Origin of the sequence: Streptomonospora nanhaiensis (assembly GCF_026642255.1) — a bacterium.
Taxonomy (GTDB): Bacteria; Actinomycetota; Actinomycetes; order Streptosporangiales; family Streptosporangiaceae; genus Nocardiopsis; species Nocardiopsis tropica.
Genome location: NZ_CP113264.1, coordinates 2,365,018 through 2,387,114, shown reverse-complemented (window position 1 = coordinate 2,387,114; position 22,097 = coordinate 2,365,018). Strand labels below are relative to the sequence as shown.

The 22,097-nt window shown below is 72.2% G+C and carries 18 protein-coding genes; 3 read left to right on the top strand and 15 right to left on the bottom strand.

Annotated elements, in window-relative coordinates:
- Positions 1-127: 127 nt before the first annotated feature.
- Entirely contained in the window at positions 128-1,285 is a 1,158-nt protein-coding gene (locus OUQ99_RS10390; protein ID WP_267949219.1) for an acyl-CoA dehydrogenase family protein, read from the bottom strand.
- Between the two features lie 235 nt (positions 1,286-1,520).
- Between OUQ99_RS10390 and OUQ99_RS10385 the strand changes: the two genes are divergently transcribed.
- Positions 1,521-2,546: a LysR family transcriptional regulator gene (locus tag OUQ99_RS10385; protein ID WP_267949218.1), complete on the top strand. Its 1,026-nt coding sequence runs from the start codon at positions 1,521-1,523 to the stop codon at positions 2,544-2,546.
- 485 nt (positions 2,547-3,031) lie between these two features.
- The gene (locus OUQ99_RS10380; RefSeq protein WP_267949217.1) at positions 3,032-4,360 is read left to right on the top strand and encodes an ABC transporter substrate-binding protein; all 1,329 of its coding nucleotides are present in this window, start codon (positions 3,032-3,034) and stop codon (positions 4,358-4,360) included.
- Positions 4,361-4,399: 39 nt separating this feature from the next.
- On the opposite strand, the gene OUQ99_RS10375 is transcribed toward OUQ99_RS10380, so the two are convergent.
- The 12 genes from OUQ99_RS10375 to OUQ99_RS10320 all read right to left on the bottom strand — a co-directional run bounded on the left by OUQ99_RS10375 (position 4,400) and on the right by OUQ99_RS10320 (position 18,778).
- Complete coding sequence (locus OUQ99_RS10375; protein WP_267949216.1) at positions 4,400-5,059, bottom strand: TVP38/TMEM64 family protein; 660 nt, start codon at positions 5,057-5,059, stop codon at positions 4,400-4,402.
- Between the two features lie 24 nt (positions 5,060-5,083).
- Positions 5,084-6,160: an AI-2E family transporter gene (locus OUQ99_RS10370; RefSeq protein ID WP_267949215.1), complete on the bottom strand. Its 1,077-nt coding sequence runs from the start codon at positions 6,158-6,160 to the stop codon at positions 5,084-5,086.
- A gap of 13 nt (positions 6,161-6,173) precedes the next feature.
- On the bottom strand, positions 6,174-7,580 hold the full coding sequence (locus OUQ99_RS10365) for a sensor histidine kinase (protein ID WP_267949214.1): 1,407 nt from the start codon (positions 7,578-7,580) through the stop codon (positions 6,174-6,176).
- A 116-nt stretch (positions 7,581-7,696) separates the two neighbouring features.
- Positions 7,697-8,545: a TIGR03943 family putative permease subunit gene (locus OUQ99_RS10360; protein ID WP_267949213.1), complete on the bottom strand. Its 849-nt coding sequence runs from the start codon at positions 8,543-8,545 to the stop codon at positions 7,697-7,699.
- On the bottom strand, positions 8,542-9,624 hold the full coding sequence (locus OUQ99_RS10355; RefSeq protein WP_267949212.1) for a permease: 1,083 nt from the start codon (positions 9,622-9,624) through the stop codon (positions 8,542-8,544). The genes OUQ99_RS10360 and OUQ99_RS10355 overlap by 4 nt, the downstream gene beginning before the upstream one ends.
- 132 nt (positions 9,625-9,756) lie before the next feature.
- Positions 9,757-11,361: an alanine/glycine:cation symporter family protein gene (locus OUQ99_RS10350; protein WP_267949211.1), complete on the bottom strand. Its 1,605-nt coding sequence runs from the start codon at positions 11,359-11,361 to the stop codon at positions 9,757-9,759.
- 289 nt (positions 11,362-11,650) lie between these two features.
- The gene (locus tag OUQ99_RS10345; RefSeq protein ID WP_267949210.1) at positions 11,651-13,276 is read right to left on the bottom strand and encodes a DEAD/DEAH box helicase; all 1,626 of its coding nucleotides are present in this window, start codon (positions 13,274-13,276) and stop codon (positions 11,651-11,653) included.
- 418 nt (positions 13,277-13,694) lie between these two features.
- Positions 13,695-14,534: an enoyl-CoA hydratase/isomerase family protein gene (locus OUQ99_RS10340; RefSeq protein WP_267949209.1), complete on the bottom strand. Its 840-nt coding sequence runs from the start codon at positions 14,532-14,534 to the stop codon at positions 13,695-13,697.
- A gap of 73 nt (positions 14,535-14,607) precedes the next feature.
- A complete protein-coding gene (locus OUQ99_RS10335; protein ID WP_267949208.1) occupies positions 14,608-14,814 on the bottom strand; it encodes a helix-turn-helix domain-containing protein in 207 nt (68 codons plus the stop codon).
- A gap of 218 nt (positions 14,815-15,032) precedes the next feature.
- Positions 15,033-16,631: an ABC-F family ATP-binding cassette domain-containing protein gene (locus OUQ99_RS10330; protein WP_267949207.1), complete on the bottom strand. Its 1,599-nt coding sequence runs from the start codon at positions 16,629-16,631 to the stop codon at positions 15,033-15,035.
- A 284-nt stretch (positions 16,632-16,915) separates the two neighbouring features.
- Entirely contained in the window at positions 16,916-18,244 is a 1,329-nt protein-coding gene (locus OUQ99_RS10325; RefSeq protein ID WP_267949206.1) for an AI-2E family transporter, read from the bottom strand.
- A gap of 126 nt (positions 18,245-18,370) precedes the next feature.
- The gene (locus OUQ99_RS10320) at positions 18,371-18,778 is read right to left on the bottom strand and encodes a YccF domain-containing protein (RefSeq protein ID WP_267949205.1); all 408 of its coding nucleotides are present in this window, start codon (positions 18,776-18,778) and stop codon (positions 18,371-18,373) included.
- Between the two features lie 789 nt (positions 18,779-19,567).
- Between OUQ99_RS10320 and OUQ99_RS10315 the strand changes: the two genes are divergently transcribed.
- Positions 19,568-19,867, top strand: a complete 300-nt coding sequence (locus OUQ99_RS10315; RefSeq protein WP_017588640.1) for a WhiB family transcriptional regulator — start codon at positions 19,568-19,570, stop codon at positions 19,865-19,867.
- A gap of 150 nt (positions 19,868-20,017) precedes the next feature.
- Here the strand turns inward: OUQ99_RS10315 and OUQ99_RS10310 are convergent, their stop codons facing one another.
- Entirely contained in the window at positions 20,018-21,325 is a 1,308-nt protein-coding gene (locus OUQ99_RS10310) for a phosphoribosyltransferase family protein (RefSeq protein WP_267949204.1), read from the bottom strand.
- A gap of 133 nt (positions 21,326-21,458) precedes the next feature.
- On the bottom strand, positions 21,459-22,019 hold the full coding sequence (locus OUQ99_RS10305) for a GNAT family N-acetyltransferase (protein WP_267949203.1): 561 nt from the start codon (positions 22,017-22,019) through the stop codon (positions 21,459-21,461).
- Between the last annotated feature and the right edge of the window lie 78 nt (positions 22,020-22,097).

Here is a 22,097-nt window from a genome sequence, read left to right as displayed (position 1 = left end):
CTGGGCCGTGGCCGGGGGTGTGCGGCCCTGCCGCCCCGTACCCGTGACCGGCCACGGGTACGGGGTCATCGGGGCCGGGGCCCCTCGCGCCGGTGTGACGGGACCGGCCGCCGGGTCCGCCGTCCGGTCAGCTCCCCTCCTTGGCCAGGTGGCGGCTGATCACGAGGCGCTGGACCTGGTTGGTGCCCTCCACGATCTGGAGCACCTTGGCCTCGCGCATGTAGCGCTCGACGGGGAAGTCGCGCGTGTAGCCGTAGCCCCCGAAGACCTGGACCGCGTCGGTGGTGACCCGCATCGCGGTGTCGGTGGCCATCAGCTTGGCCATGGCCGCCTGCCTGCCGAAGGGCCGGCCGGCGTCGCGCAGCGCGGCCGCGGACAGGTACAGGGCGCGGGAGGCGGCGATCTGCGTGGCCATGTCCGCGAGCATGAAGCCGACGCCCTGGAAGTCGCCGATCGCGCTGCCGAACTGGCGGCGCTCCCGGGAGTAGGCCACGGCGGCGTCGAGGGCGGCCTGGGCGACGCCCACGGCGCAGGCGGCGATGCCCAGGCGGCCGGAGTCGAGCGCGGACAGGGCGATGCCGAACCCCTGGCCCTCCTCGCCGATCAGGGCGTCGGCCCCGATCCCGACGTCGTCGAGGAGGACCCCGGCCGTCGGGGAGGAGCGCATGCCCATCTTGCGTTCGGGCGGCGCCGAGCCCAGCCCCGGGGTGCCGTCCGGGACGTGGAAGCAGCTGATCCCCCGCGCCCCCGAGTCCGGCGCGCCGGTGCGGGCGAAGAGGGAGTAGTAGTCGGCCTCGCCGCCGTGGGTGATCCACGCCTTGGCGCCGTTGAGCCGGTACCCGCCCTCCACCGGCTCGGCGCGGGTGGTCATGGCGGCGGCGTCGGACCCGGACGCGGTCTCGGAGAGGCAGTAGGCGCCGAGGAGGTCGCCGCCGAGCATGGCGGGGAGGAGGGCGGCCTTCTGCTCCTCGCTGCCGAAGGCCGCGAGCGGGTAGCAGGACAGGGTGTGGACGCTGACGCCCAGCCCCACCGCGAGCCACCCGCGGGCCAGTTCCTCCACCACCTGGAGGTAGACCCCGTAGGGCTGGTCGCCGCCGCCGTACTCGCCGGGGTAGGGGAGCCCGAGCAGGCCGGCCCCGCCCAGGACCCGGAAGACCTCGCGGGGGAAGACCCCCTCCTCCTCGTCCTGGGAGGCGCGTGGGGCGAGCTCCTTGTCGACGATCTCCCCGGTCAGATCGAGAAGCTGTTCCGCCTCGGGTGTGTGCAGCATGCGTTCGACCGTCATGAGCCTCTCCCACGGTTCCGCGCCGGCCCCATCCAACGACTGGATGTAGTAGGACGTCCAACTATATGGTGACGAGCGGCACCCTATCCCAAGGCGCGGTCGCGCACGAGGCCCGGGGCGCCCGCCTCTCGACAAAGGGGAATCGGACCCCCGATCCCCTGGACGGCCCGACTCGCAGCGGCCTCCGCGACAGCACGTCTGTACACGGGCCCCCTCCCCGTCCTAGATTCCACGCATGGACCTCGAACTCCGCCACCTGCGCACCATCTGCCTCCTGGCTGACACCGGCAGCGTGACCAAGGCGGCCGCGGCGCTCTCCACGTCCCAGCCCGCCCTCACGACGCAGCTCCAGCGGATCGAGCGGGAGGTCGGCGGACCGCTCTTCCACCGCGGGCGCTCGGGGGTCCGCCCGACCGAGCTCGGTGAGTTCGTCCTGGTCCGCGCGCGCTCGGTCCTGCTCTCCATGGACGACCTGCTGCACGACATCACCGCGCGCGGGGCCTCCCCCTCCACGCTCCGCGTGGGCGGCGTCGGGCCGCTGACCATCGAGCTGTCGGCGCGGCTCCCGGAGGTCTTCCCGAACGTCCCCGTGCACGTGCGCACCGAGTACTCCCCCAAACTGGTCACCGACCTGGTCCGCGCCGGGCGCCTGGACCTGGGGACCACCATCGACTACGTGGACCGCGACCTGTCCACCGACGGCCCGCTGGCCTGGGCGATGCTCTCGGTGGAACCCCTGCACGTGGCCCTGTGGGCGGAACACCCGCGCGCGCACCAGACACTGATCCGGCTGGGCGACCTGGCCGAGTCCCCGTGGGCGCTGACCCCTCCGGACGGCACCGGATGGCCCGAGTGCTTCTACCTGGCCTGCCAGCGCGCGGGCTTCACCCCCGAGGTGCCCTACCGGCTCTACGACCGGTCGGAGATCCGCGACCTCATCGCCGACCGCCGGGCGATCGCCCCCTGCCAGTCCGACTTCGACACCGGTGAGGACGTGGTGATACGTCCGCTGGAGGGCGCACCCATACAACTGCGGCACCTCCTGGTCTGGCGGCGCGACAGCGCGGTGCACCAGGCCTCCGACGCCGTCGCGCGGCTGGCGCGCGAGATCCTGCGGGGGGCTCCCCGGCCCGCGGGCTCGGTCAGCTCGGTCGAGGCCGTCGCCACCGCCGCCGAAGGCGGTGTCCCCTCCGGCGACGGCACCCCCCGGGCCCTGGCCGGCCCCTCCGGCGGACGGACGTCCGACCGGCCCGACAGCTGATCCCACCCCCGGCGGAAGCCCGCGGGAGCGTCCGGGGACGGCGGCCGGGGACGGCGCCCCTCCGACCGCGGCGGGCGCCGCGTGCGTCGGGAGCGGCGCCTCACGGCCCGGCGCGAGCGGCCCGGCAGCGCGTTCCCGCACCCGCCCCGAAAGGGGCCCTGCCGTGGCGCCCCCGCGCCCGCCGCGCGGTGATCCGCGCCACGGTTCTCGCGCGCCCCACGCCTGTGGCGGCGCGCCGCACACCGGCTCCGGACCGCGATCCCGTACGGGGCCGCCCCTGCGCCCGCCCCCGGCCACGGCGCCCGCGGCACGCGCGGAACCCGCTCGGGTTGCAGTGGTGTGCGACACGCGTATGGTGTTTACTCGCAAGTAACGTACCCGCCAGTAGGGTTTCCCCCCGATTTCCTCTCCCCCATCCGCCCACTACTCCCCCAGGGGCCACCCACCCAGTCTGATCAGGCGCGACCTAGTCCAGGACACCATTCATGCGACCACTGAGCACCATCGCCTCGGCACTCGCCGTCGCGGTTCTCGTCTCCTCCTGCTCCGGCGGACGGACCGCGGAGGAGGAAGCCGCGGCCCTCGAGGCCGACACCCGGGGGGTCAGTGACGACGCCGTCGTCATCGGCACGCACCAGCCCCTCACCGGACCGGCCTCACCCGGGTTCCGTCACGTGTCCACGGGCGCCCGCGCGGTGTTCGACTACATCAACGACAACGGCGGCATCCACGGGCGCCGGATCGAGTACCAGGTCCAGGACGACGCGTTCGACCCCGCGCAGACGATGGAGGCCACCGAGACCCTCATCGAGGACCAGGAGATCTTCGCGATGCTCGGCGGCCTGGGGACGCCGACCCACGAGGCGGTGATCGACGACCTCAACGAGGAGGGCGTCCCCGACCTCTTCGTCTCGTCCGGCGCCCTCGCCTGGGACCAGCCGGAGGTCTACCCCTACAGCTACGGGTTCCAGGTCGACTACTCCAAGGAGGCCAAGGTCCAGGGCAGCTTCATCGCGGAGAACTTCCCCGGTGACGACGTGGGCCTGCTGTACCAGAACGACGACGTCGGCCCCTCCTCCCACGCCGGGATCGAGCAGTACCTCACCGAGGAGATCGTGGCCTGGGAGTCCTACGACCCCGGGGTCCCCGAGCTCGCCGGACAGGTCGCCGAGCTGAAGGCGTCCGGCGCCGACATCGCCGTCTGCTACTGCATCCCCGCGTTCCTGGGCATGGCCATCCTGGAGGCCGCCTCCATCGGGTACACCCCGCAGTGGGTCGCCCCCAGCTTCGGCGGGGACGTGGAGATCATCACCGGGCTCATCGAGGAGTACGCGGAGGGCACCGCCGCCGAGGACGTCCCGCCCGAGTCCTTCACGGACGGGCTCATCATCACCGCGTTCCTGCCGATGGCGGCCCAGCGCGAGGACCCGTGGACCGAGTTCTACCTGGAGATCCACGAGGAGTACAACGAGGGCACACCGTTCACCGACACGACCGTGTACGGCATGGTGCAGGCGACGCTGTTCGCCCAGCTGCTGATGGAGGTCGGCACCGACCTGACCCGGCAGAACCTGGTCGACACCCTGCACGCCAACGAGTGGGCCGGCCCGGGCCTGGTCCCGTTCGTGGCCACCGAGGACGACCACAGCGGGTACTCCGGTGTCATGGTGGTGCGGAACAGGACCGGGGAGGAGCCAGAGGTCCTCCAGGAACCGATGGTCACCGACAGCGACGGCGGGGAGATCCTCCCCTTCGAGCTGGAACGCCCCACCCCCGACGAGGTGGCCCTCTTCGACGGCGCCTCCGGCGGATAGCGCGGGACGGGCGGCGGTCCCGTCCCGGGACCGCCGCCGTCACCCCCCGGTCCGCGCCTCGGACCGTGCGCGCAGCCACCACGCGGCGCCGATCACCACCGTGAGCAGCACCCCGGCCACGGTCACCGGCACGCCCAGGTCGGCTCCCCCGCTCCCGACGAGCACCAGCGCCGCCGTCGCGGGGACCGCACCCGCCAACGTGCCCGCCGCGAAGGGCCACACGCCCGCCCGGGTCAGCCCGAGACCGTAGTTGACCGCCTGGTAGGGCACCACCGGCAACAGCCGCAGCTGGAGCACCGCCACGAACGCGTGACCGCCCACGAGGGCGTCCAGCCGTGCGCGGATGCCCGGGGGCAGTCGCCGTGCCACCGCGTCGCCCGCCACGTGCCGCGCCACCGCGAACTGGGCCAGGGCCGCGCACACACCGCCCGCCAGGGCCAGCACGAGGCCGAGGGGGAACCCGAACACCAGTCCCGCCAGGGCGTTCAGGGCCGGCCGGGGCACCAGCGCGAAGACGGCGACGACGTAGACGACCAGGTAGACCGCGGGGCCGGCCGCGCCCGCCTCCTCCACCCGGCTCCGCAGGGCGTCCGCCCCGGGCACGTGGAGCAGGGCGAACACCACCACCGCCGCCCAGGCCGCGAGCAACAGGAACCGCGACACCCGCACCCCGCGCCCGCCGCCCGTCCCCTCCCCCATCCCGAAAGCCTATGCGGCTCCGCGTCAGCGGCGCTCCAGGCGCGGGAACACCACCTGCTTCAGGATGATCGTGAGCGCCGCCACCGTGGGGATCGCCAGGAGCGCGCCGACGAGCCCCATCAGCGTCCCGCCGACCAGCGCGGCGGTGATGTTCGCGGTCGGCGCCACGTCCACCGCGTGGCGCATCACCCTCGGTGAGATCACGTAGCTCTCGATCTGCTGGTAGACCAGGAAGAACACCAGCGTGACCAGCCCCAGCAGCGGGCTCCCGAGGGCCACCGCCGCGGAGGCGGCCAGCGCGCCGATGGTGGTGCCCACCAGCGGGATGAGCGCGGTCACCGCCACCACGAGCGCCAGGGTGAGGGCGTAGGCCGAGCCGACCGCCCACAGGAAGAAGAACGCCACCACCCCGCCGAAGGCCGCCACCACCAGCTGGCCGGCGATGAACGCACCGATGCGCCGGACGATCTCGTCTCCGATCCGGCGCACCCCGTCGCGGTTGGAGCGGGGCACGAACCGGTAGGACACGTCCAGGATCCCCGGCAGCGACGCCATGAAGAACAGCGTCAGGATGAACACCGTGGACGTGGCGAACAGGGTGTTGAACACGACCTGGCCGACGCCGACCAGCCCTCCGAAGACCTGCTGCCCGAAATCGGGGGCCGTGACCAGGCCCTCGATCCGGTCCAGGACGTCGTAGCGCCGCTCCAGGTCCGCGAAGAACGGCGTGCGCCGGAGGCTGTCCACCGTGTCCGGAAGGTTCGCGGCGAAGCTCGCCGCCTGTTCGGTGAGCGGGGGCGCGATCGCCCAGACGAACACGGCGGCGAAGAGCACCATCGCCAGGCACACCGTGAGGACGGCCCCCCAGCGCGGCATGCGCGCGCGGTCGCGCAACCCCTCGATCACGGGGTTGAGCCCGACCGCGAGGAACAGCGCGACGAGGATGTACACCAGGACCGCGCGGACCCCGATCAGCGCCTCGACGAGGAGCCAGGCGGTGAGGACGCCCAGGGCGCCGACGAACCCGAGGAGGAAGTAGTTGGGGTGCCTCGGCCCGTCCCCGCCCGCGGGCAGTGCGGTCAGTCCGCTTCCGGGTGGCATGTCCCTGTCCCGACTACTCGGTCGTGTCGGGGATGCGGAAGGTGAAGACCGCACCGCCCAGCAGGTCGCTGTGCCCGGCCACGAGGCTGCCTCCGTGGGACTGGACGATCTCACGCGAGATGGCCAGACCGAGCCCGCTCCCGCCCGGGTCGCGCTCACGCGACTCCTTGAGCCGCGCGAACCGCTCGAAGATCCGTTCACGGTCCATGGAGGGGATCCCCGCCCCGTCGTCGTGGACCTCCACCACGGCCGCGTCACCGTCCCGCTCGACGACGATGTCGATCCTGGACCGCGCGTGGCGTTCGGCGTTGGCGACCAGGTTGGTGAGGACGCGGACCAGGCGGAGCCGGTTGACGGTCGCCCGGACGGGCCCGGAGGAGTGCATCCGCAGCGCGGGGTGGCGCCGCTCGTCGACGAACTCCTCCCTGATGAGCGCCTCCAGGTCCACCTCCTCCCGTTCGCGGGCCACGTCCTTGTCCAGGCGGGCGAGTTCGAGCAGGTCCGAGACGATGTTCTCCAGCCTCTCGGTGTCGGAGAGCAGGCCGGTGAGCAGCAGTTCGCGCGAGCGGGCGTCGGGGTCGGGGTCGGAGAGCTCGACCTCCAGCTTGGTGCGCATCCCGGCGATGGGGTTGCGCAGCTCGTGCGAGGCGTCGGAGACGAACCGCCTCTGCCGGGTGACCGCCTCGTCGAGCCGCGCCAGGCTCGCGTTGGCCGTGCGGGCCAGGTGGGCGATCTCGTCGTGGGTCCCGGGGACCGGGAGCCTGCGGTTCAGGTCGGTGACGGAGAGCATGTCGAGCTGGGCGCTGATCCTCTCCACGGGCCGCAGCGCACGCCCGACCCAGAACCAGATGACGGTCGCGGTGATCACGAGGAAGGCCACGGAGGTCCCCACCAGGACCGCCTCGACCAGGGACGTGCCCAGGATGCTGGGCGACCTCGCCGCCGCCAGGACCAGTACCTCGCCGTAGGCGGAGTCGGCGAGGCCGTACCCGACCACGAGCAGGCAGTCCCTGGGCTCGGGGCCCGCGATGTCGCCGCAGACGGTGGTCTGGAGGCGGAAGTCCCCCGGCTTCGGACGCTCGTCCGTCACCGGGGGCTTGCCCTCCATCGCGTCGGTGGCCGCGACCACTTCGCCCGTGTCCCAGTCGACGACCTGCACGCGCAGGACCGTCTCGCCGTCGGGGATCGGGCCCTGGTAGCGCTCGGTGGCGATCCGTTCGGAGACCCGGCGGGCCTCGTCGTCCGCCTGGTCCCTGATCTGGGTCAGCGAGATCTCCCGGATCAGGAAGCTGCTGAGGGAGAGCGACAGGCCGGTGATCAGGATCAGGGTGACCACGGCCCCGGTGGTGACCCTGGCACGGATCGACCGGGGGCGCAGTCGGCCCCACCCTCCCCGGCTTCCGTCGCTCCGCTCTGACACCCGCCCATTGTCACTCAGTGCGACCATAAACCGGCGAATGGTGAACGGTGTGGCGAAGAGTGAGCAGGAGAGGGGCCATCGTCCGACTCAGGGAGGAACCGGACACCCTCCAGGGGCTACTCGTAGGGGTCCGGCGGGTTGGTGACCTCCTGGACCTCCAGGGCCGTCAACTCGTGCTGGCTCACCTCGGAGAGCTCGCCCTCGGGCTCCACCCAGGTGCCGCGCACCGTCCACCAGGTGTCCGCCTCGGGCGCGGGCTCGTTGGAGATGTACACCTTGTTCACGACGGCGTCGGCGGCGCAGCAGGCCATCTGGAGGCGGGCGAGGTACCACCCGTCGCCGTCCTTCTCCGGCACCGCGAACCCGGTGAGCTCGACCTCCTGGCCGACCAGCAGGCGGTCCTCGTCGATCCAGGCGCGCATCACGAACTGGCGGATGTCCATGGAGACGACCTCGCCCGGAGCGGCCTCCTCGACCCCGTCGTCGAAGGCGCCCGCGCGCCGGTCCTCCGGGGGCGGTCCGGAGGAGCCGGAGGTGGCCTCCACCGTGTAGGAGCCCAGCGCGGGCGGGGCGACGACGAACACGGCGAGCACCGGCAGCAGGAGCAGCCACGCGACGCCGGGCGCCCGGGAGTGGTCGTGCCCCTGGGTACCGCGCCCGCGCCCGTACGCCTCCTCGTAGTCCCTCTCCACGGCGGACGCGCTCTCCTGCGCCGACACCGTGTTCCCGGCGGCGACGACCTCGGCGTCCGCCCCGTGCCCGTGCTCTTCCTCCGCCTCGTCCTCGCCGCGCAGCTCGGAGGCGATGACGAGCACGCCGAGCAGGACCATGGCCACGCCTGCGGCGATGAGGAAGGGGCCGAAGCCCGCCTTGACCCAGTTGAGGTAGAGGTCGGTGGGGATCGTGCTGGTCAGCGCGGCCGCGCCGAGCAGGACCAGGGTGAGTCCCTGGGCGATGCGGTTCACAGGATCAGTCCTCCGATCAGGAACGTGCTGAGCAGGCCGACCAGCAGGCACAGCGGGGCGAAGCGGGCCACGAAGCGCCAGCCGAACACGCCCGCCTGCATCGCGAGGAGCTTGAGGTCGACGATCGGCCCGATCACCATGAACGCGAGTTTGGCCGTGGGCGAGAAGTCGGTGAGGCTGACGGCGACGAACGCGTCGGCCTCGGAGCAGATGGACAGCAGGATGGCCAGGAGGGCGAGCACGAGGACCGAGACCACCGGCATGCCGGCGACCGCCAGCAGCCACTCGCGGGGCACCATGATGTTGAGGGTGGCGGCGGCGAGGCCCCCGACCACCAGGTAGCCGCCCGCGTGCATCATGTCGTGCAGCATCGACTCGCGGAAGACCTGCCACCGGGAGGCCCCGGGCGCGTGGTTGTGCGTGGGCAGGCGCAGCCAGTCGGCACGGCCGAAGCGCACCCAGATCCATCCGATGACCACGGCCGCCAGCAGGGAGGCCACGAACCGGGCGAGGATCATCTCGGGCTGCCCGGCGAAGGCCACCGCCGTGGCGATCATGACGACCGGGTTGATGGAGGGCGCCGCCAGCAGGAAGGTGAGCGCGGCGGCCGGGGCGACCCCGCCCTTGATGAGGCTTCCGGCGATGGGCACCGAGGCGCACTCGCAACCGGGCAGCAGGGCCCCGGAGGCCCCCGCGACCGGCACGGCGTGGCTGGGCTTGGACGGGATGAACCGCTGGTAGGCCGAGGGCGGCACGAACGCGGTGAGCGCGGCGGACAGCGCCACACCGAACACCAGGAAGGGCAGTGCCTGGAAGCTGATCGCGGTGAAGATGGTGGCCCACGCGAGGAAGGCCTGACTGGTCAGCTCGTCGGAGATCCAGGCGTGCCCCAGCGCCATCGCGGTGATGAACAGGGCGAACAGCCAGACCGTCCCGGTCCTGCGGCGGCCCCGGGCTCGTCCCCAGTCCTCCGGGGGGAGCTCCTCGCCGCGGTCCGCCCACCCCCCGGCGAGGGAGTCGCCGAGCGAGCTGCTCGGGGGCGGGCCGGGGTCGGTGGCCGGTGTGGTCCGGTCGGGCACGTCGGTCTCCGTGGTGGTCGGGCGGGATCTTCACGCATAGTACCGAAAATCGTTTTCGCCCGGGACGACCCGGCGTTTCCTGTGGACGACGCTCCCCCGGTGGCAGGAGCGCGTCCGCCCGGCGGGACGCGGCTAGCGTTCCCCGGGGCCCTCGTCGCGGCCGTCGTCGGAGGGGCCCTCCTCCTCACCGGGGTCCGCGTGGGCTCCGCCCGCCCCGCCGTCCCGCGTGTCCGCGTCCCGCTCCGCCAGCGCCGAGGCCGGGTCGCCGGGCGCCTCCCCCTCCCCGCGCTGGACGTCGTCGGGAAGGGAGCCGGACGCGGGCCCCCAGCACTCCACGTTCCGCAGGTCGGGCATCTTGGACAGCGTGAACTGCGGGTCGAGCCCGTTGCGCAGCTGGCGGCTGTAGTCGCCCAGCAGCCGGAAGGCGACGGCCGACAGCGGCGCCAGTGCCACGAGGTTGACGGTCGCCATGACGCCCATGGAGATGTCGGCGAGGTTCCACACCAGCGTCAGCGGCGCCACGGAGCCGATGAACACCGCGGCCAGCACCGCGTAGCGGAAGTAGGTCATGTGCTGCGGGTCGGCGTCCAGGAACCGGAGGTTGGACTCGCCGTAGTAGTAGTTGCCCAGCACGGAGGTGAAGGCCAGCAGGAACAGGATCACCGTGAGGGCGTGCACCGACCAGCTCCCCAGAGAGGACTGGAGCGCCCGCTGGGTGACCTCGGCCCCGGTCTCGGTGGTGAAGTCGGGGTTGTACACGAGGACGATGAACGCGGTCACCGAGCACACCAGCCAGGTGTCGAAGTACACACCGAGGGTCTGCACGAGCCCCTGCTTGGCGGGGTGGGAGACCGACGCGGTGGCTCCGGCGTTGGGGGCGGACCCCAGGCCCGCCTCGTTGGAGAACATGCCCCGCCGCATGCCCTGCACGAGCGCCGCGCCCACGCCGCCGGCCGTGAACTCGCGCAGCCCGAACGCGGAGGCGAAGATGTCGCCGACGACCCGGGGCAGCTCGCCGATGTTGAGGACCACCACGGCCAGGCCGAGGAGGATGTAGAGGATCGCCATGAGGGGGACGAGCGCCTGGGCGACCGTCGCGATGCGCCGCACCCCGCCGAAGACGACGGCGGCGGTCAGCCCGACCAGCGCCAGCCCGACCAGGACGCTCAGGAACCAGCCGGTGGGCGCGCCCAGCTCCTGCATAGAGGTGGAGATGGCGCCCGTGATGCTGTTGGCCTGCACGGAGTTGAAGACGAGGCTGAAGGTGACGGTGATGAGGACCGCGAAGAGGGCACCCATCCACCTCTGGCCCAGCCCGTGCAGCATGTAGTACGCGGGTCCGCCCCGGAACCCCGTGCTGGTGCGCACCTTGTACAGCTGGGCCAGCGTCGACTCCACGAACGCCGCGGCCCCCAGCACGCAGGACATGGCCCACATCCAGAAGACAGCGCCCGGCCCGCCGAGCATGATCGCGGTGGCCACGCCGACGATGTTCCCCGTCCCCACCCGGGAGGCGGCGGAGATCGCGAAGGCCTGGAAGGACGAGATCTCCCTGCCACCGTCGGGCGCCGTCCCCGGGCTGCTCCGCAGCACCCGGAACATCTCGGGGAGCAGGCGCAGCTGCACGAAACCCGACCGCACCGTGAAGTAGACGGCGAGAACGACCAGGAGCGGGATGAGGAGGTAGCTCCAGAAGAAGTCGTTGACGGTGACGAGAAGGACGTTGAGGACGTTCACGCGTTCCCCTTCAGGCGGCGTGGTGGTCCCGAGTGCGACATCGGGGCTGTCCCGCAACTGTCCACGCCCCCTGCGGTTCCGGGCGATTCGGACACGCGAAGGGGCGGTAAAGGACCGTAATGGGTCACCACCCCCGGGCGGGCCCGTGGCCGCGCGGCGGCCCTCCCTACGACCGCCCCGTCCCGGGGCTCGGACCCGCGCGGGGCGCCGCTGTCCGAGAGAGGTGTACAACCCCGGAAAAGGCTCGGGCCCGGCAGGAGATCCTGCCGGGCCCGGGTCCGTTCACACCCTAGTGCTGCGGGGCGGAGTCGTAGCGGTCGGTGCGGGGACGGTCGCCCCGGTAGCCGCCGCCACCGCCACTGCCGCCGCGGTAGCCGCCGCCACCGCCACTGCGGTCACCGCGGTAGCCGCCGCCGCTGCCGCCCCGGTAGCCGCCGCCACCGCGGTTGTCACCGCGGTAGCCGCCCTCGGAGCGCGGTGCGTACTCGCGGCGCTCGCCGCCGCGGTAGCCGCCGCCCTCGCCGCGGGGGCGCTCGCCCTCACGGAAACCGCCGCCCTCACCGCGGTCGGTGCGGGGACGGTCGCCCTGGTAGCCGCCGCCACCGCCGCCGCGGTAGCCGCCGCCACCGCCACTGCGGTCACCGCGGTAGCCGCCGCCCCGGTAGCCGCCGCCACCGCCGCCGTAGCCTCCACGGCGGGGGCCGCCGCGTCCGCGGCGCTCGCGCACGGGCTCCGGCGGCTCGATCCACGGCTCCCAGGAGGGCTCCTTGGCCCCGGTCACCTCGGTGAGCAGCTCGTCGCCCGGGTTGACCAGGTGCTGCTTGGCGTCGACGCCGGCGTCGCTGAGCAGGCGGCGGGCCATGCGGCGCTGGTTGGGCGCGACCAGGGAGACGACCAGGCCGGAGGCGCCGGCGCGGGCCGTGCGGCCTCCACGGTGCAGGTAGTCCTTGTGCCCGGTGGGCAGGTCGATGTTGACGACCATGTCGATGCCGTCGACGTGGATGCCGCGGGCGGCGACGTCGGTGGCGACCAGCGCCTGGATCTTGCCCTCGCGGAACTTGGCGAGGGTGCGGGTGCGCACGCTCTGCGTCTTGCCGCCGTGCAGGGACGCGCAGGGCACGCCCGCCGCCGCCAGCTGCTCGCTGATGGCGTCGGCGCGGTACTTGCTGCGCACGAACAGGATCGTGCGGCCGTCGCGCGCGGCGATCTGGGTGATGATCTTGTTCTTGTCACGGGGCAGCACCTTGAGCAGGTGGTGCTCCATGGCGGTGACCTGGGAGACCGGCGGGTCCACGGAGTGGGTCTGCGGGTCGTTCATGTACTTGCGGACCAGCTTGTCGACGTCGCCGTCGAGCGTGGCCGAGAACAGCAGCGTCTGGCCGTCGGGGCGCACCTGGTCGAGGAGCTCGCTGACCTGGGGCATGAAGCCCATGTCGCACATCTGGTCGGCCTCGTCCAGCACCGAGACCTCGACGTCGCTCAGGTCGCAGGCGCCCTGGTCGATGAGGTCGCTGAGGCGGCCCGGGGTGGCGACGAGGATCTCGACGCCGCGGCGAAGTTCGTTGATCTGGCGGGTGTAGGAGCTGCCGCCGACGACGTCGCCGACGCGCACGCCCACGATGCGGGAGTAACCGCGAAGGGCGTCGCGCACCTGGTGGGCGAGTTCGCGCGTGGGCACCAGGATCAGGGCCCTGGGGCGGTTGGCGGCGGCGCGGCGCTCTGCGGCGCGCATCAGGACCGGCAGGCCGAAGGCCAGGGTCTTGCCCGATCCGGTACGACCGCAGCCGAGGACGTCGCGGCCCTCGATGGCGTCGGGAATGGTGGCGGCCTGGATCGGGAACGGGGTGGTCACACCGTTCTTGGCCAGCTCGTCGACGATGTCCTGGGGCAGACCCAGGGAGTCGAAAGCGGGCATTACGGCAGTGTCCGTCGTCAAGTGACGTGTACCTTCCTCATCGTTTGGCGGCGTTTCGAGGAAGGCTCCACACGGCCACAGCGGACCCAGCGAAGAAATCACACAAACGCGCCTGATCACACGCGGAAGCGGACCCCTTCGATTCTCGGGGCTCCTGTGCTCGGTGCATCCCACTGAGTGGATACGAGCAACTCTTCTGGCAAGAGTGGCGCCGACGGGGTCGACACGCTCTCCGCGTCTTGTGCGGCCTCGGCGCGCTCGGATGCGCGCGGCATTACTGGACGACCGCTTGCAGAAGCGTACTAGACATCGTCCGGAAACGGGGACGGGATGGGGGTTTTTCACCGGTGATACGGGTCTCCCCCATCCCTCCGGGGGCGGCGCGGCGCCGGCGCGGTGCGGCGCCGAGCCCGCCGGGTCAGCGGTTGTCGGCCGCCATCGTCCCGGCGAGGGCGGTCAGGCGGGCGACCTGCGCGCGGCGTTCGGCCGCGGCCTGCTCCTCGAGCGTGTTGCCCGCGGCCTGCCGGAGGAGGGCCTTGGTGGCGGCGGCCGCCTCGGCGTTCGTGGCGAGCAGCGCGGCGACGACGTCGTCCACGGCGCCGGGGAGTTCGTCGGCGGGCACGACCAGCTCGGCCAGTCCGAGCTCACGGGCCTCCTGGGCGCCGACGCGGCGGGCGGTCAGGCAGATCTCGACGGCGCGGTGGACGCCGACGATGTCCACGAGCGGCTTGGTCCCGGTGAGGTCGGGGACGAGGCCGAGCGCGGGCTCCTTCATGCAGAACTTGGCGTCGTCGGCGAGGATGCGCAGGTCGCAGGAGAGCGCCAGCTGGAAGCCCGCGCCGATGGCGTGGCCCCGGACCGCGGCGACGGTGACCAGGTCGGGGCGGCGCAGCCAGAGAAAGCCCTCCTGGAGGCCGGCGATGTACTCCTCGACGTCGGCCCCGGTGGAGGAGCCGTCGAGGATGCCGCCGACCATGGAGCGCTCGCCGTCCACGCCCTCGGGGGTGAACATGCCGAGGTCGATCCCGGCCGAGAAGATGTCGCCCTCGCCGGCGATCACCACGATTCGGACATCGGCCGGGAGGGTGTGGCCGATGTGGGCCAACGTGGTCCAGGTGCGCCCGGTCATCGCGTTGCGCCGCTCGGGGCGGCTGATGGTGATGCGGGCGACCGGCCCCTCCACGGCCAGTCCGAGCCCGGCCCGGGTCAGCTCCGCTTCCGTGGGCAGCCGCCCGGGCCCGTTCGACGCCTGTGCCATGGGGTTCCTCCGTCGTGCTCGGTGTCACCCTCGATATTACCCATCGGTAACCACCGGTCGCGCGGGCGGGGCCTCAGGCCTTGCGGGTCGCCCCGCCCCGGCCGCGCAGCTCGGCCCCGGCCTCGCTGAGCAGCCGGTGGACGAAACCGTAGGAACGCCCGGTGGCGGCCGCCAGCATGCGGATGCTCTCCCCCGAGTCGTAGCGCCGCTTGAGCTGGGCCGCGAGCTCGGAGCGGTCCGTTCCCGCCACGCGGGTGCCCTTCCTCAGCGCATCGTCCACAGTCCACTCCTCCGGGTCGTCCGGTCAACGCTTCTGGAATCCCTGCCATGATCCGGCATCGCGCTCACGCCCCGCCACATTCGCCGCGCGCCGCGCCGGGCGCCCCCTTCTCTGCCCGGGTTTCGGAGCGCCGCAAACGTCGTCCGAAAAGGACGGAGGTGAACCTCCCAGCATGCTGGGCGTCCACCTCCGCCGCCGGGGCCCTCACGGCCCCCGGCTCACGCCAGCGAGATCAGGTCCTCGAAATCGGCGTTCCACACGTCCTCGACGCCGTCGGGCAGCAGGATGACGCGCTCGGGCTGGAGGGCGTCGACCGCGCCCTCGTCGTGTGTCACCAGCACGATCGCGCCCTTGTAGTTGCGCAGGGCCGCCAGGATCTCCTCGCGGCTGGCCGGGTCCAGGTTGTTTGTGGGCTCGTCGAGCAGGAGCACGTTGGCGCTGGAGACGACCAGCGTGGCCAGGGCCAGCCTGGTCTTCTCGCCTCCGGAGAGCACGCCCGCCGGCTTGTCGACGTCGTCACCGGTGAACAGGAACGAGCCCAGCGTGCGGCGCGCCTCCACCTCCGGGAGCTCCGGGGCCGCGCTCATCATGTTCTCCAGCACGCTGCGGCCCACGTCCAGGGTCTCGTGCTCCTGGGCGTAGTAGCCGAGCTTGAGCCCGTGCCCCGGGACCACGGCCCCCCGGTCGGGCTCCTCGACGCCGCCGAGCAGCCGCAGCAGCGTGGTCTTGCCGGCGCCGTTGAGCCCCAGGATCACCACGCGGCTGCCCCGGTCGATCGCCAGGTCCACGCCGGTGAAGATCTCCAGCGAGCCGTAGGACTTGGACAGCCCCTCCGCCATCAGCGGCGTGCGGCCGCTGGGAGCCGGGTCGGGGAAGCGCAGCTTGGCGACCTTGTCGGACTTGCGGACGCCCTGCACGCCGTCGAGGAGCCGGTCGGCCCGGTTGAGCATCTGCTGTGCGGCGCGCGCCTTGGAGGCCTTGGCCCGGAACTTGTCCGCCTGCTTGCGCAGGGTGTCGGCCTGCTTCTCGGCGTTGGCCAGCTCGCGCCTGCGCCGCCGCTCGTCGGCCTCGCGCTGCTCCAGGTACAGCTTCCAGCCCATGTTGTAGATGTCGATGACGCTGCGGTTGGCGTCGAGGTAGAACACCTTGTTCACCACGTGCTCGACCAGGTCCACGTCGTGGCTGATCACGATGAGCCCGCCCTGGTGCGACTTGAGGAAGTCGCGCAGCCAGACGATGGAGTCGGCGTCCAGGTGGTTGGTGGGCTCGTCCAGCAGCAGCGTGTCCGCGCCGCTGAACAGGATCCGCGCCAGCTCGATACGGCGGCGCTGACCGCCGGAGAGGGTGTGCAGGGGCTGGGAGAGCACCTTGTCGGGCAGGCCCAGGCTGGAGGCGATGGCGGCGGCCTCGGACTCGGCGGCGTACCCGCCCAGCACGTGCAGGCGCTCCTCCCACCGGGAGTAGGCGCGCACACCCTTGTTCCGGGTCTTGGTGTCGGTGCTGGCCATCTTCTTCTCGGCCTCGCGCATACCGCGCAGGGCCTCGTCGATCCCGCGCGCGGACAGCACGCGGTCGCGGGCGATGACGTCGGGGTCGTCGGTGCGGGGGTCCTGCGGCAGGTAGCCGATGGTGCCGGAGGAGGTGACCGTGCCGCCGGTGGGCAGGCCCTCGCCCGCCAGCACCTTGGTCATGGTCGTCTTGCCCGCACCGTTGCGGCCGACCAGTCCGATCCGGTCCCCGGCGGCGACGCGGAAGGTGGTCGGCTCCAACAGGAGTCGAGGACCGACACGCAGTTCGAGGTCGGTGGCGATCAGCATGGTGGGGCTTCCTACGAGGTGGTGGGACGGTTCGGTACGGCCGGACGCGCACCCGCGGTGCACGGGAGCGGCGGCTCCTCCGCGTGGGTGGGGGGTGGTGGCCTTCGGGCCGACCGACCCAGCCTAACGGCACGGGCGGGGGGTGCGGCGATCCGTTTTCCGGGAGGCCCCCGGACACGGCCGCGCCCCCGCCACCCGGTCAACGGGTGCGGGGGCGCGCCGCATTCCCCGCGGCCGGGCGGCGCCGGTCACCCCGTCGCACGCCCCGCCGCTCCTGAGGGGCCCTATTCCTCCTCGGGAGCGGGGTGCGCGCCCTCGGGCTCCTTGTCCTTGGGGACCTTGGCCACGACGACCGCCGCCGCGACGGGCGGCTCCCCCCCGGTGCCCTCCGGGGACTCCTCGTCGGAGTCCCCGGGCTTGCCCGGCGGGCGGTTGCGCAGCAGGGCCGCCAGGACGGCGGCCACCGGCGTGGCCAGGAACATGCCGGGGACGCCCCCGACCACGGCGCCGACGGAGATCGCGATCAGCACGACGGGCGAGGGCAGGTCGAGCGAGGCCCCGTAGATGCGCGGCGCGAAGACGTTGCTCTCCAGCTGCTGCACGAGGATCACCGCGCCGACGACGACGAGCGCGACGATCCAGCCCTCGGTGACGAACGCGACCAGGGCGGCGAGCAGCCCGGTCAGGAAGGCGCCGATGATCGGCAGGAAGGCGCCGACGAAGGTCAGCACGATCAGCGGGATGGCCAGGTTGATGTCGATCAGGAAGACCAGGGCGATGCCGATGCCGACGGCGTCGAAGAAGCCGACCGCGGCCACACCGCGCACGTACCGTCCCATGACGCCGTAGGCGACGTCCCCCGCGTGGCGCAGGCCCGGACGGGACCGCGGCGGGAACAGGGTGAGGAACCAGTCCATGAGCTGGTCGCCCGAGTGCACGAAGTACACGGTCAGGGCGATGATCAGGACGATGCCGACGAGAACCGAGATGACGGCCGCGCCCGCGGTCCAGGCGCCGCTGAGCAGCTGGTCCTGGTTCTCGCTGATCATGGCCTGGATCTGCACCCAGGCGTCGTCGATCATGTCGGTGAACAGCGCCGGGTCGAGCCCGAAGGGCACCTGGATGTCCTGGAGTTCGCTGACCGCGCTGGTGACGCTGTCGACCAGGGGGCCGAACCCCTGCACGGCGGGCGTGACGATCATCGAGATGACGCCGCCGAACACGATGAGCCCGACGAGGATCGAGATCGTCGTCGACGTGCCCCGACCCAGGCCCTTGCGGCGCAGCAGGTTGGCGAGCGGCATGAGCAGGGCGGTGATGAACACCGCGAGGATCATCGGCAGGGTGACGACCGACAGGTAGACGAGCCCGTAGAGGAGCAGCCCGGCGACGACACCGATGAGGAGGAAGCGCCAGGCGACGTCGCTGACCGACTTCAGGATGTCCCCCGCGCCCACGTCGTCCTGTTCGGCCGGCCCCTGGTCCGGGGACTGGGGTTCGGGCTCGGAGTGCTCCTTCTGAGCCTCCAACTGGGCGAGGCGCTCGGCTCGCGCCCTGCGGGCGGTGAGCCATTTGTTCAGGAGCGCCCACACTCCCGGCCGTTGGGCTTGCACATGGACTCCATTCTCGGGGTGCTGCGTGGTGCCCGCACGGGAGGCGACGGACACGCGGGGGCGGTACCGGGGGGATGCGCGGACGAGGGTCCTGGTTCTCCCGTGTCCGTCGGGAACTCAACGGCGTCAGAACTGCCAGGGTTCCCTGGGACGGCCACTGTGCACGATCTCGTTGCCGAACGGCGCGAGCGCCACGGGGATCATCTTCAGCGAGGCCCACGCCATCGGAATCCCGATGATAGTGACGGCCAGGCCGATCGCGGTGGCGATATGGCCGAGCGTCAGCCACCAGCCCGCGACGATCAGCCAGATGACGTTGAGGAAGGTGCTGCCGCCGCCCGACCCCTGCCTGCGCACCAGTTCGCGACCGAAGGGCCAGATCGCGTAGCTGGCCATGCGGAAGGAGGCGATCCCGAACGGGATGGTGACGATCAGGATGCAGCAGATGACTCCGGCGATCACGTAGCCGACTGCCAGCCAGAAGCCGGCGACGAAGAGCCAGATGACGTTCAGGATGAGCCGCAAGAGGGCCACGGTGTTTCGTCTCCTTCGATCGGGTCCCGGTCGCGGGTGCGCGACCTCCTGGGGGAAGAGTCCCCGCACCCGTTGCTTTCTATCGTCTGGGACGCCGCCGCACCACGAGCCGTTCCGGGCGGTTCCCCTGGTCCTTCCCCTAGGGGCGGGGGGACGGGGCCGCGGGGCCTCCCCGGCACGGGTGCGGGACGGCGCGTCGCGCGGGGACGGGGAGGACCGGGGAAGGGGTCGATCCGGTTCACCGGGGGTCGCCGGCGGGCGTGGCGCCCCCCGGCTGGTGCGACGCAGCGTGAGGACATACGGTCACGCCATATCTCGGAGCTCCAAGCAGACCACAATGTGATCGGCGCATCAGGAGAACCCCCTAGGCAGGAGGGACATCGCACCATACGATGTGCTGTGTCCTGCTTAAGACCGTAGATCTTGTGATTTACGACAAACTCGGACAAACGACCGAAGACCGGTCAGTAGACATCAGGTTTCGGTAACGGTTGGGCGAGTAATTTCCCCACCCCCCGTGCAGGATCGGGAGTGGGGATGGCATGATTACGTACCGGCTCGGACGGAGGCCGTCACCGCCTCCGCAGCCGTTCGCGTGAGAGCACTCCGTCAGCAGCACATCCTGCCGCGTGGTCTGTGCTTCTCGTGGTCTCAGCCACACCGGGGAACATCGTCTGCACCGTCCGGCGTTTGCGTCGTGCGGGGTGGCTCACGCCGCATGACCAATCTTTTGGTGACTGAAGCTTTTTCCGACAGCTTACTAGTGATTTCAGTAGAGGTGGTTCAAGCATGTCTCAGGTACGTCGGCAGGCCGCGCTGCGCCCCCGCCCGAGCTGGGGGTGGCAGGATGCCGCCGCGTGCCGGGGCGAGGACCTTGTGCTCTTCTTCGGCCCGGACGGCGAACGCCAGCCGGAGCGGGAGATCAGGGAGCGCAAGGCCAAGGAGATCTGTGCGGCCTGCCCTGTGCGAACCGACTGCCTGGACTACGCGATCTCGCGTCCGGAGAAGTACGGTACCTGGGGCGGTCTGAACGAGGACGAGCGCGCCTCCGAGCGCCGTCGCCGTATGCGCCGCGCCAACGCTGCCTGACCGAGGTCCACGGACCACGGCACAGCGGATCTCCCCCGGTGGCCCCGGCCCCCGATCAACCCGCGGCGCCCCGACGAGCAACGTCGAGGGCGCCGCGGGTTTTCTCGTGCCCGGCGGGGACGCGGTCCGCGGGCCGGAGCCGCGGCCGGGTCACCCCTCCCGGCCCCCGAGGTGGCGGTCGAACCAGTCCAGGGCCTCCACCGCGACCTGTCTCCACTCCTGCGCGCCGGGGAGCAGCTGTTCGACGCCCGGCACGACCCGCAGGTCGGTCGTCCCGCCCATCCGGCCCCGGGCCCACTCCCCCAGTTCGCGGACGAAGGAGTCCCCGCTCTCCAGCAGGACCAGGACCGGGGCCCGCACGTCCGACAGGTGCGGCTCGGCCAGGTCGATCCGCCCGCCGTGGACCACCACGGCGGCCACCTCCCGGGGGCGCTCCGCCGCGGTGACCAGCGCCGCCGGCGCCGCGCTCCCCGACCCCAGCACGCCCAGGGGCCGGTCCGCCGCGTCGGTCGCGCTGCGGAGCCAGCCGACGGCCGCGCCCAGCCGCTCGCCCAGCGCACCGGCGTCGGCGTCCGCCGGACCCGACGCCTGCTCCTCCGCGGTCAGCAGGTCCAGGACCAGGGTCGCGTACCCGGCCCGCTGCAGGGCCGACGAGACCACCCTCCGGCGCGGGTCCGACCTCCCCTCCCCCGCGGCCAGGACCACCGCGCCGCGCAGGGCGGGGGGCACGGTGAGATCGCCGTCGAGGTAGACCCGGCCGGCGCGCACCCGCACGCCGCGGGCCTCCTCCCCCGGGGGACGGACGCGTCCGTGCTCGTCGAGGATCGCGGTGACGTTCCCGTCGGAGAGCTGGCCGAAGTCGCGGTACCACTCGCCCACCGAGTGGAAGTTGTCCGGCGCGCCGAGCACGACCATCTCGTCGACGTCCTCCCGCAGCGCCTCGACCGCCTCGGGCGCCGCGACCGGCACGGCCAGGATCAGCCGGGACGGCCCGGCCCGGCGCACCATCCGCAGCGCGGCGCGGGCGGTGCCGCCCGTCGCGACCCCGTCGTCCACGACCACGCAGTCGCGCCCGGCGATGCGCGGCGCCGAGCGCTCGCCCCGGTAGACCCGGCGGCGGCGGTCGAGCTCGTCGCGCTCGGCCGCGACGGTCTCGGAGAGGGCCTGGCGGGGCACCCGCATCCGCGCCAGGGCACGGTCGTCGAAGAACACCTGCCCGTTCTCGGCGATGGCCCCCACCCCCGTCTCCGGCCGGCCGGGCAGCCCGATCTTGCGGACCATGAGAACGTCGAAGTCGGCGTCGAGCCGCCGGGCGAGCTCCGCCCCGACCGGGACCCCGCCGCGCGGCAGGGCCAGGACGAGGGGGTCGTCGACCACGAGGGGGCGCACCCGCTCTGCGAGGCGGCGCCCCGCCTCGGACCGGTCGGCGAAGGGCAGTGAAACGGGAACCGGGTTCATGTCCTCACCGGCACCGGGACCGGGGCCCCGGCACCGCTCCTCTCGGCTGTGTGGATGAGCCGCTGGAAAGTGCTACCGGCATACCCCCCGACCCCGCGGTCCCAACCCCGGCACCGGGCAAAAACCGTATGGCTCAGCTCCGCCGGAACCCGCTCCTGAGCACCCCCATCAGCAGCTCGTCGTGGCGGCGCCCCTCCCAGAGCAGCGAGTCGCGCATCCGCCCCTCGACGGAGAAGCCGCAGGAGCGGTAGACGGCGATGGCACGCATGTTGAAGGCGTAGACGTGGAGCCATACCCGGTGCAGCCCGATGTGCTCGAAGGCGTACTCCAGGACGAGCTGTGTGGCCTCCCGGCCCAGGCCCTGGCCGGTGAACTCGATGGCGGACAGGGCGATGCGGTAGCCGGCGCTCTCGTTCTCCGCGGCCACGGCGTAGACGGACAGCTCTCCCAGGTAGCGCCCGTCCCCGGGCGCGAGGATGGCCAGGTCCAGCCGGTCGGTGCTGCCCGCCCGGGTCGCACACCACTCCCTGGCCTCCGCGTAGGTGAGGTGGCGGTGGGTGCCGGTGAGTCTGCGGACCTCCTCGTCGAGGCCTGCGGTGAAGTAGGCGTCGGTGTGCTCCGGCCCCAGGGGCACCAGATGGACGCGTTCCCCGGTGAGAGTGGGTTTTTCTCGCAGCGCGCTCGTGTTGATCATGGGATCTTCCGGTTCCGTCCGGGCCCGCGTGTGGCGGTTCCCGGCGTGGGGGGAGACGGCGGACGGCAGGCTGGGGCC

Coding starts and splice junctions, on each gene's coding strand:
- OUQ99_RS10345 (WP_267949210.1), bottom strand. CDS start 13,276: ATGCCCGCTTTCGACTCCCTGGGTCTGCCCCAGGACATCGTCGACGAG.
- OUQ99_RS10310 (WP_267949204.1), bottom strand. CDS start 21,325: ATGAACCCGGTTCCCGTTTCACTGCCCTTCGCCGACCGGTCCGAGGCG.
- OUQ99_RS10340 (WP_267949209.1), bottom strand. CDS start 14,534: ATGGCACAGGCGTCGAACGGGCCCGGGCGGCTGCCCACGGAAGCGGAG.
- OUQ99_RS10390 (WP_267949219.1), bottom strand. CDS start 1,285: ATGACGGTCGAACGCATGCTGCACACACCCGAGGCGGAACAGCTTCTC.
- OUQ99_RS10385 (WP_267949218.1), top strand. CDS start 1,521: ATGGACCTCGAACTCCGCCACCTGCGCACCATCTGCCTCCTGGCTGAC.
- OUQ99_RS10375 (WP_267949216.1), bottom strand. CDS start 5,059: ATGGGGGAGGGGACGGGCGGCGGGCGCGGGGTGCGGGTGTCGCGGTTC.
- OUQ99_RS10380 (WP_267949217.1), top strand. CDS start 3,032: ATGCGACCACTGAGCACCATCGCCTCGGCACTCGCCGTCGCGGTTCTC.
- OUQ99_RS10330 (WP_267949207.1), bottom strand. CDS start 16,631: ATGCTGATCGCCACCGACCTCGAACTGCGTGTCGGTCCTCGACTCCTG.
- OUQ99_RS10305 (WP_267949203.1), bottom strand. CDS start 22,019: ATGATCAACACGAGCGCGCTGCGAGAAAAACCCACTCTCACCGGGGAA.
- OUQ99_RS10370 (WP_267949215.1), bottom strand. CDS start 6,160: ATGCCACCCGGAAGCGGACTGACCGCACTGCCCGCGGGCGGGGACGGG.
- OUQ99_RS10315 (WP_017588640.1), top strand. CDS start 19,568: ATGTCTCAGGTACGTCGGCAGGCCGCGCTGCGCCCCCGCCCGAGCTGG.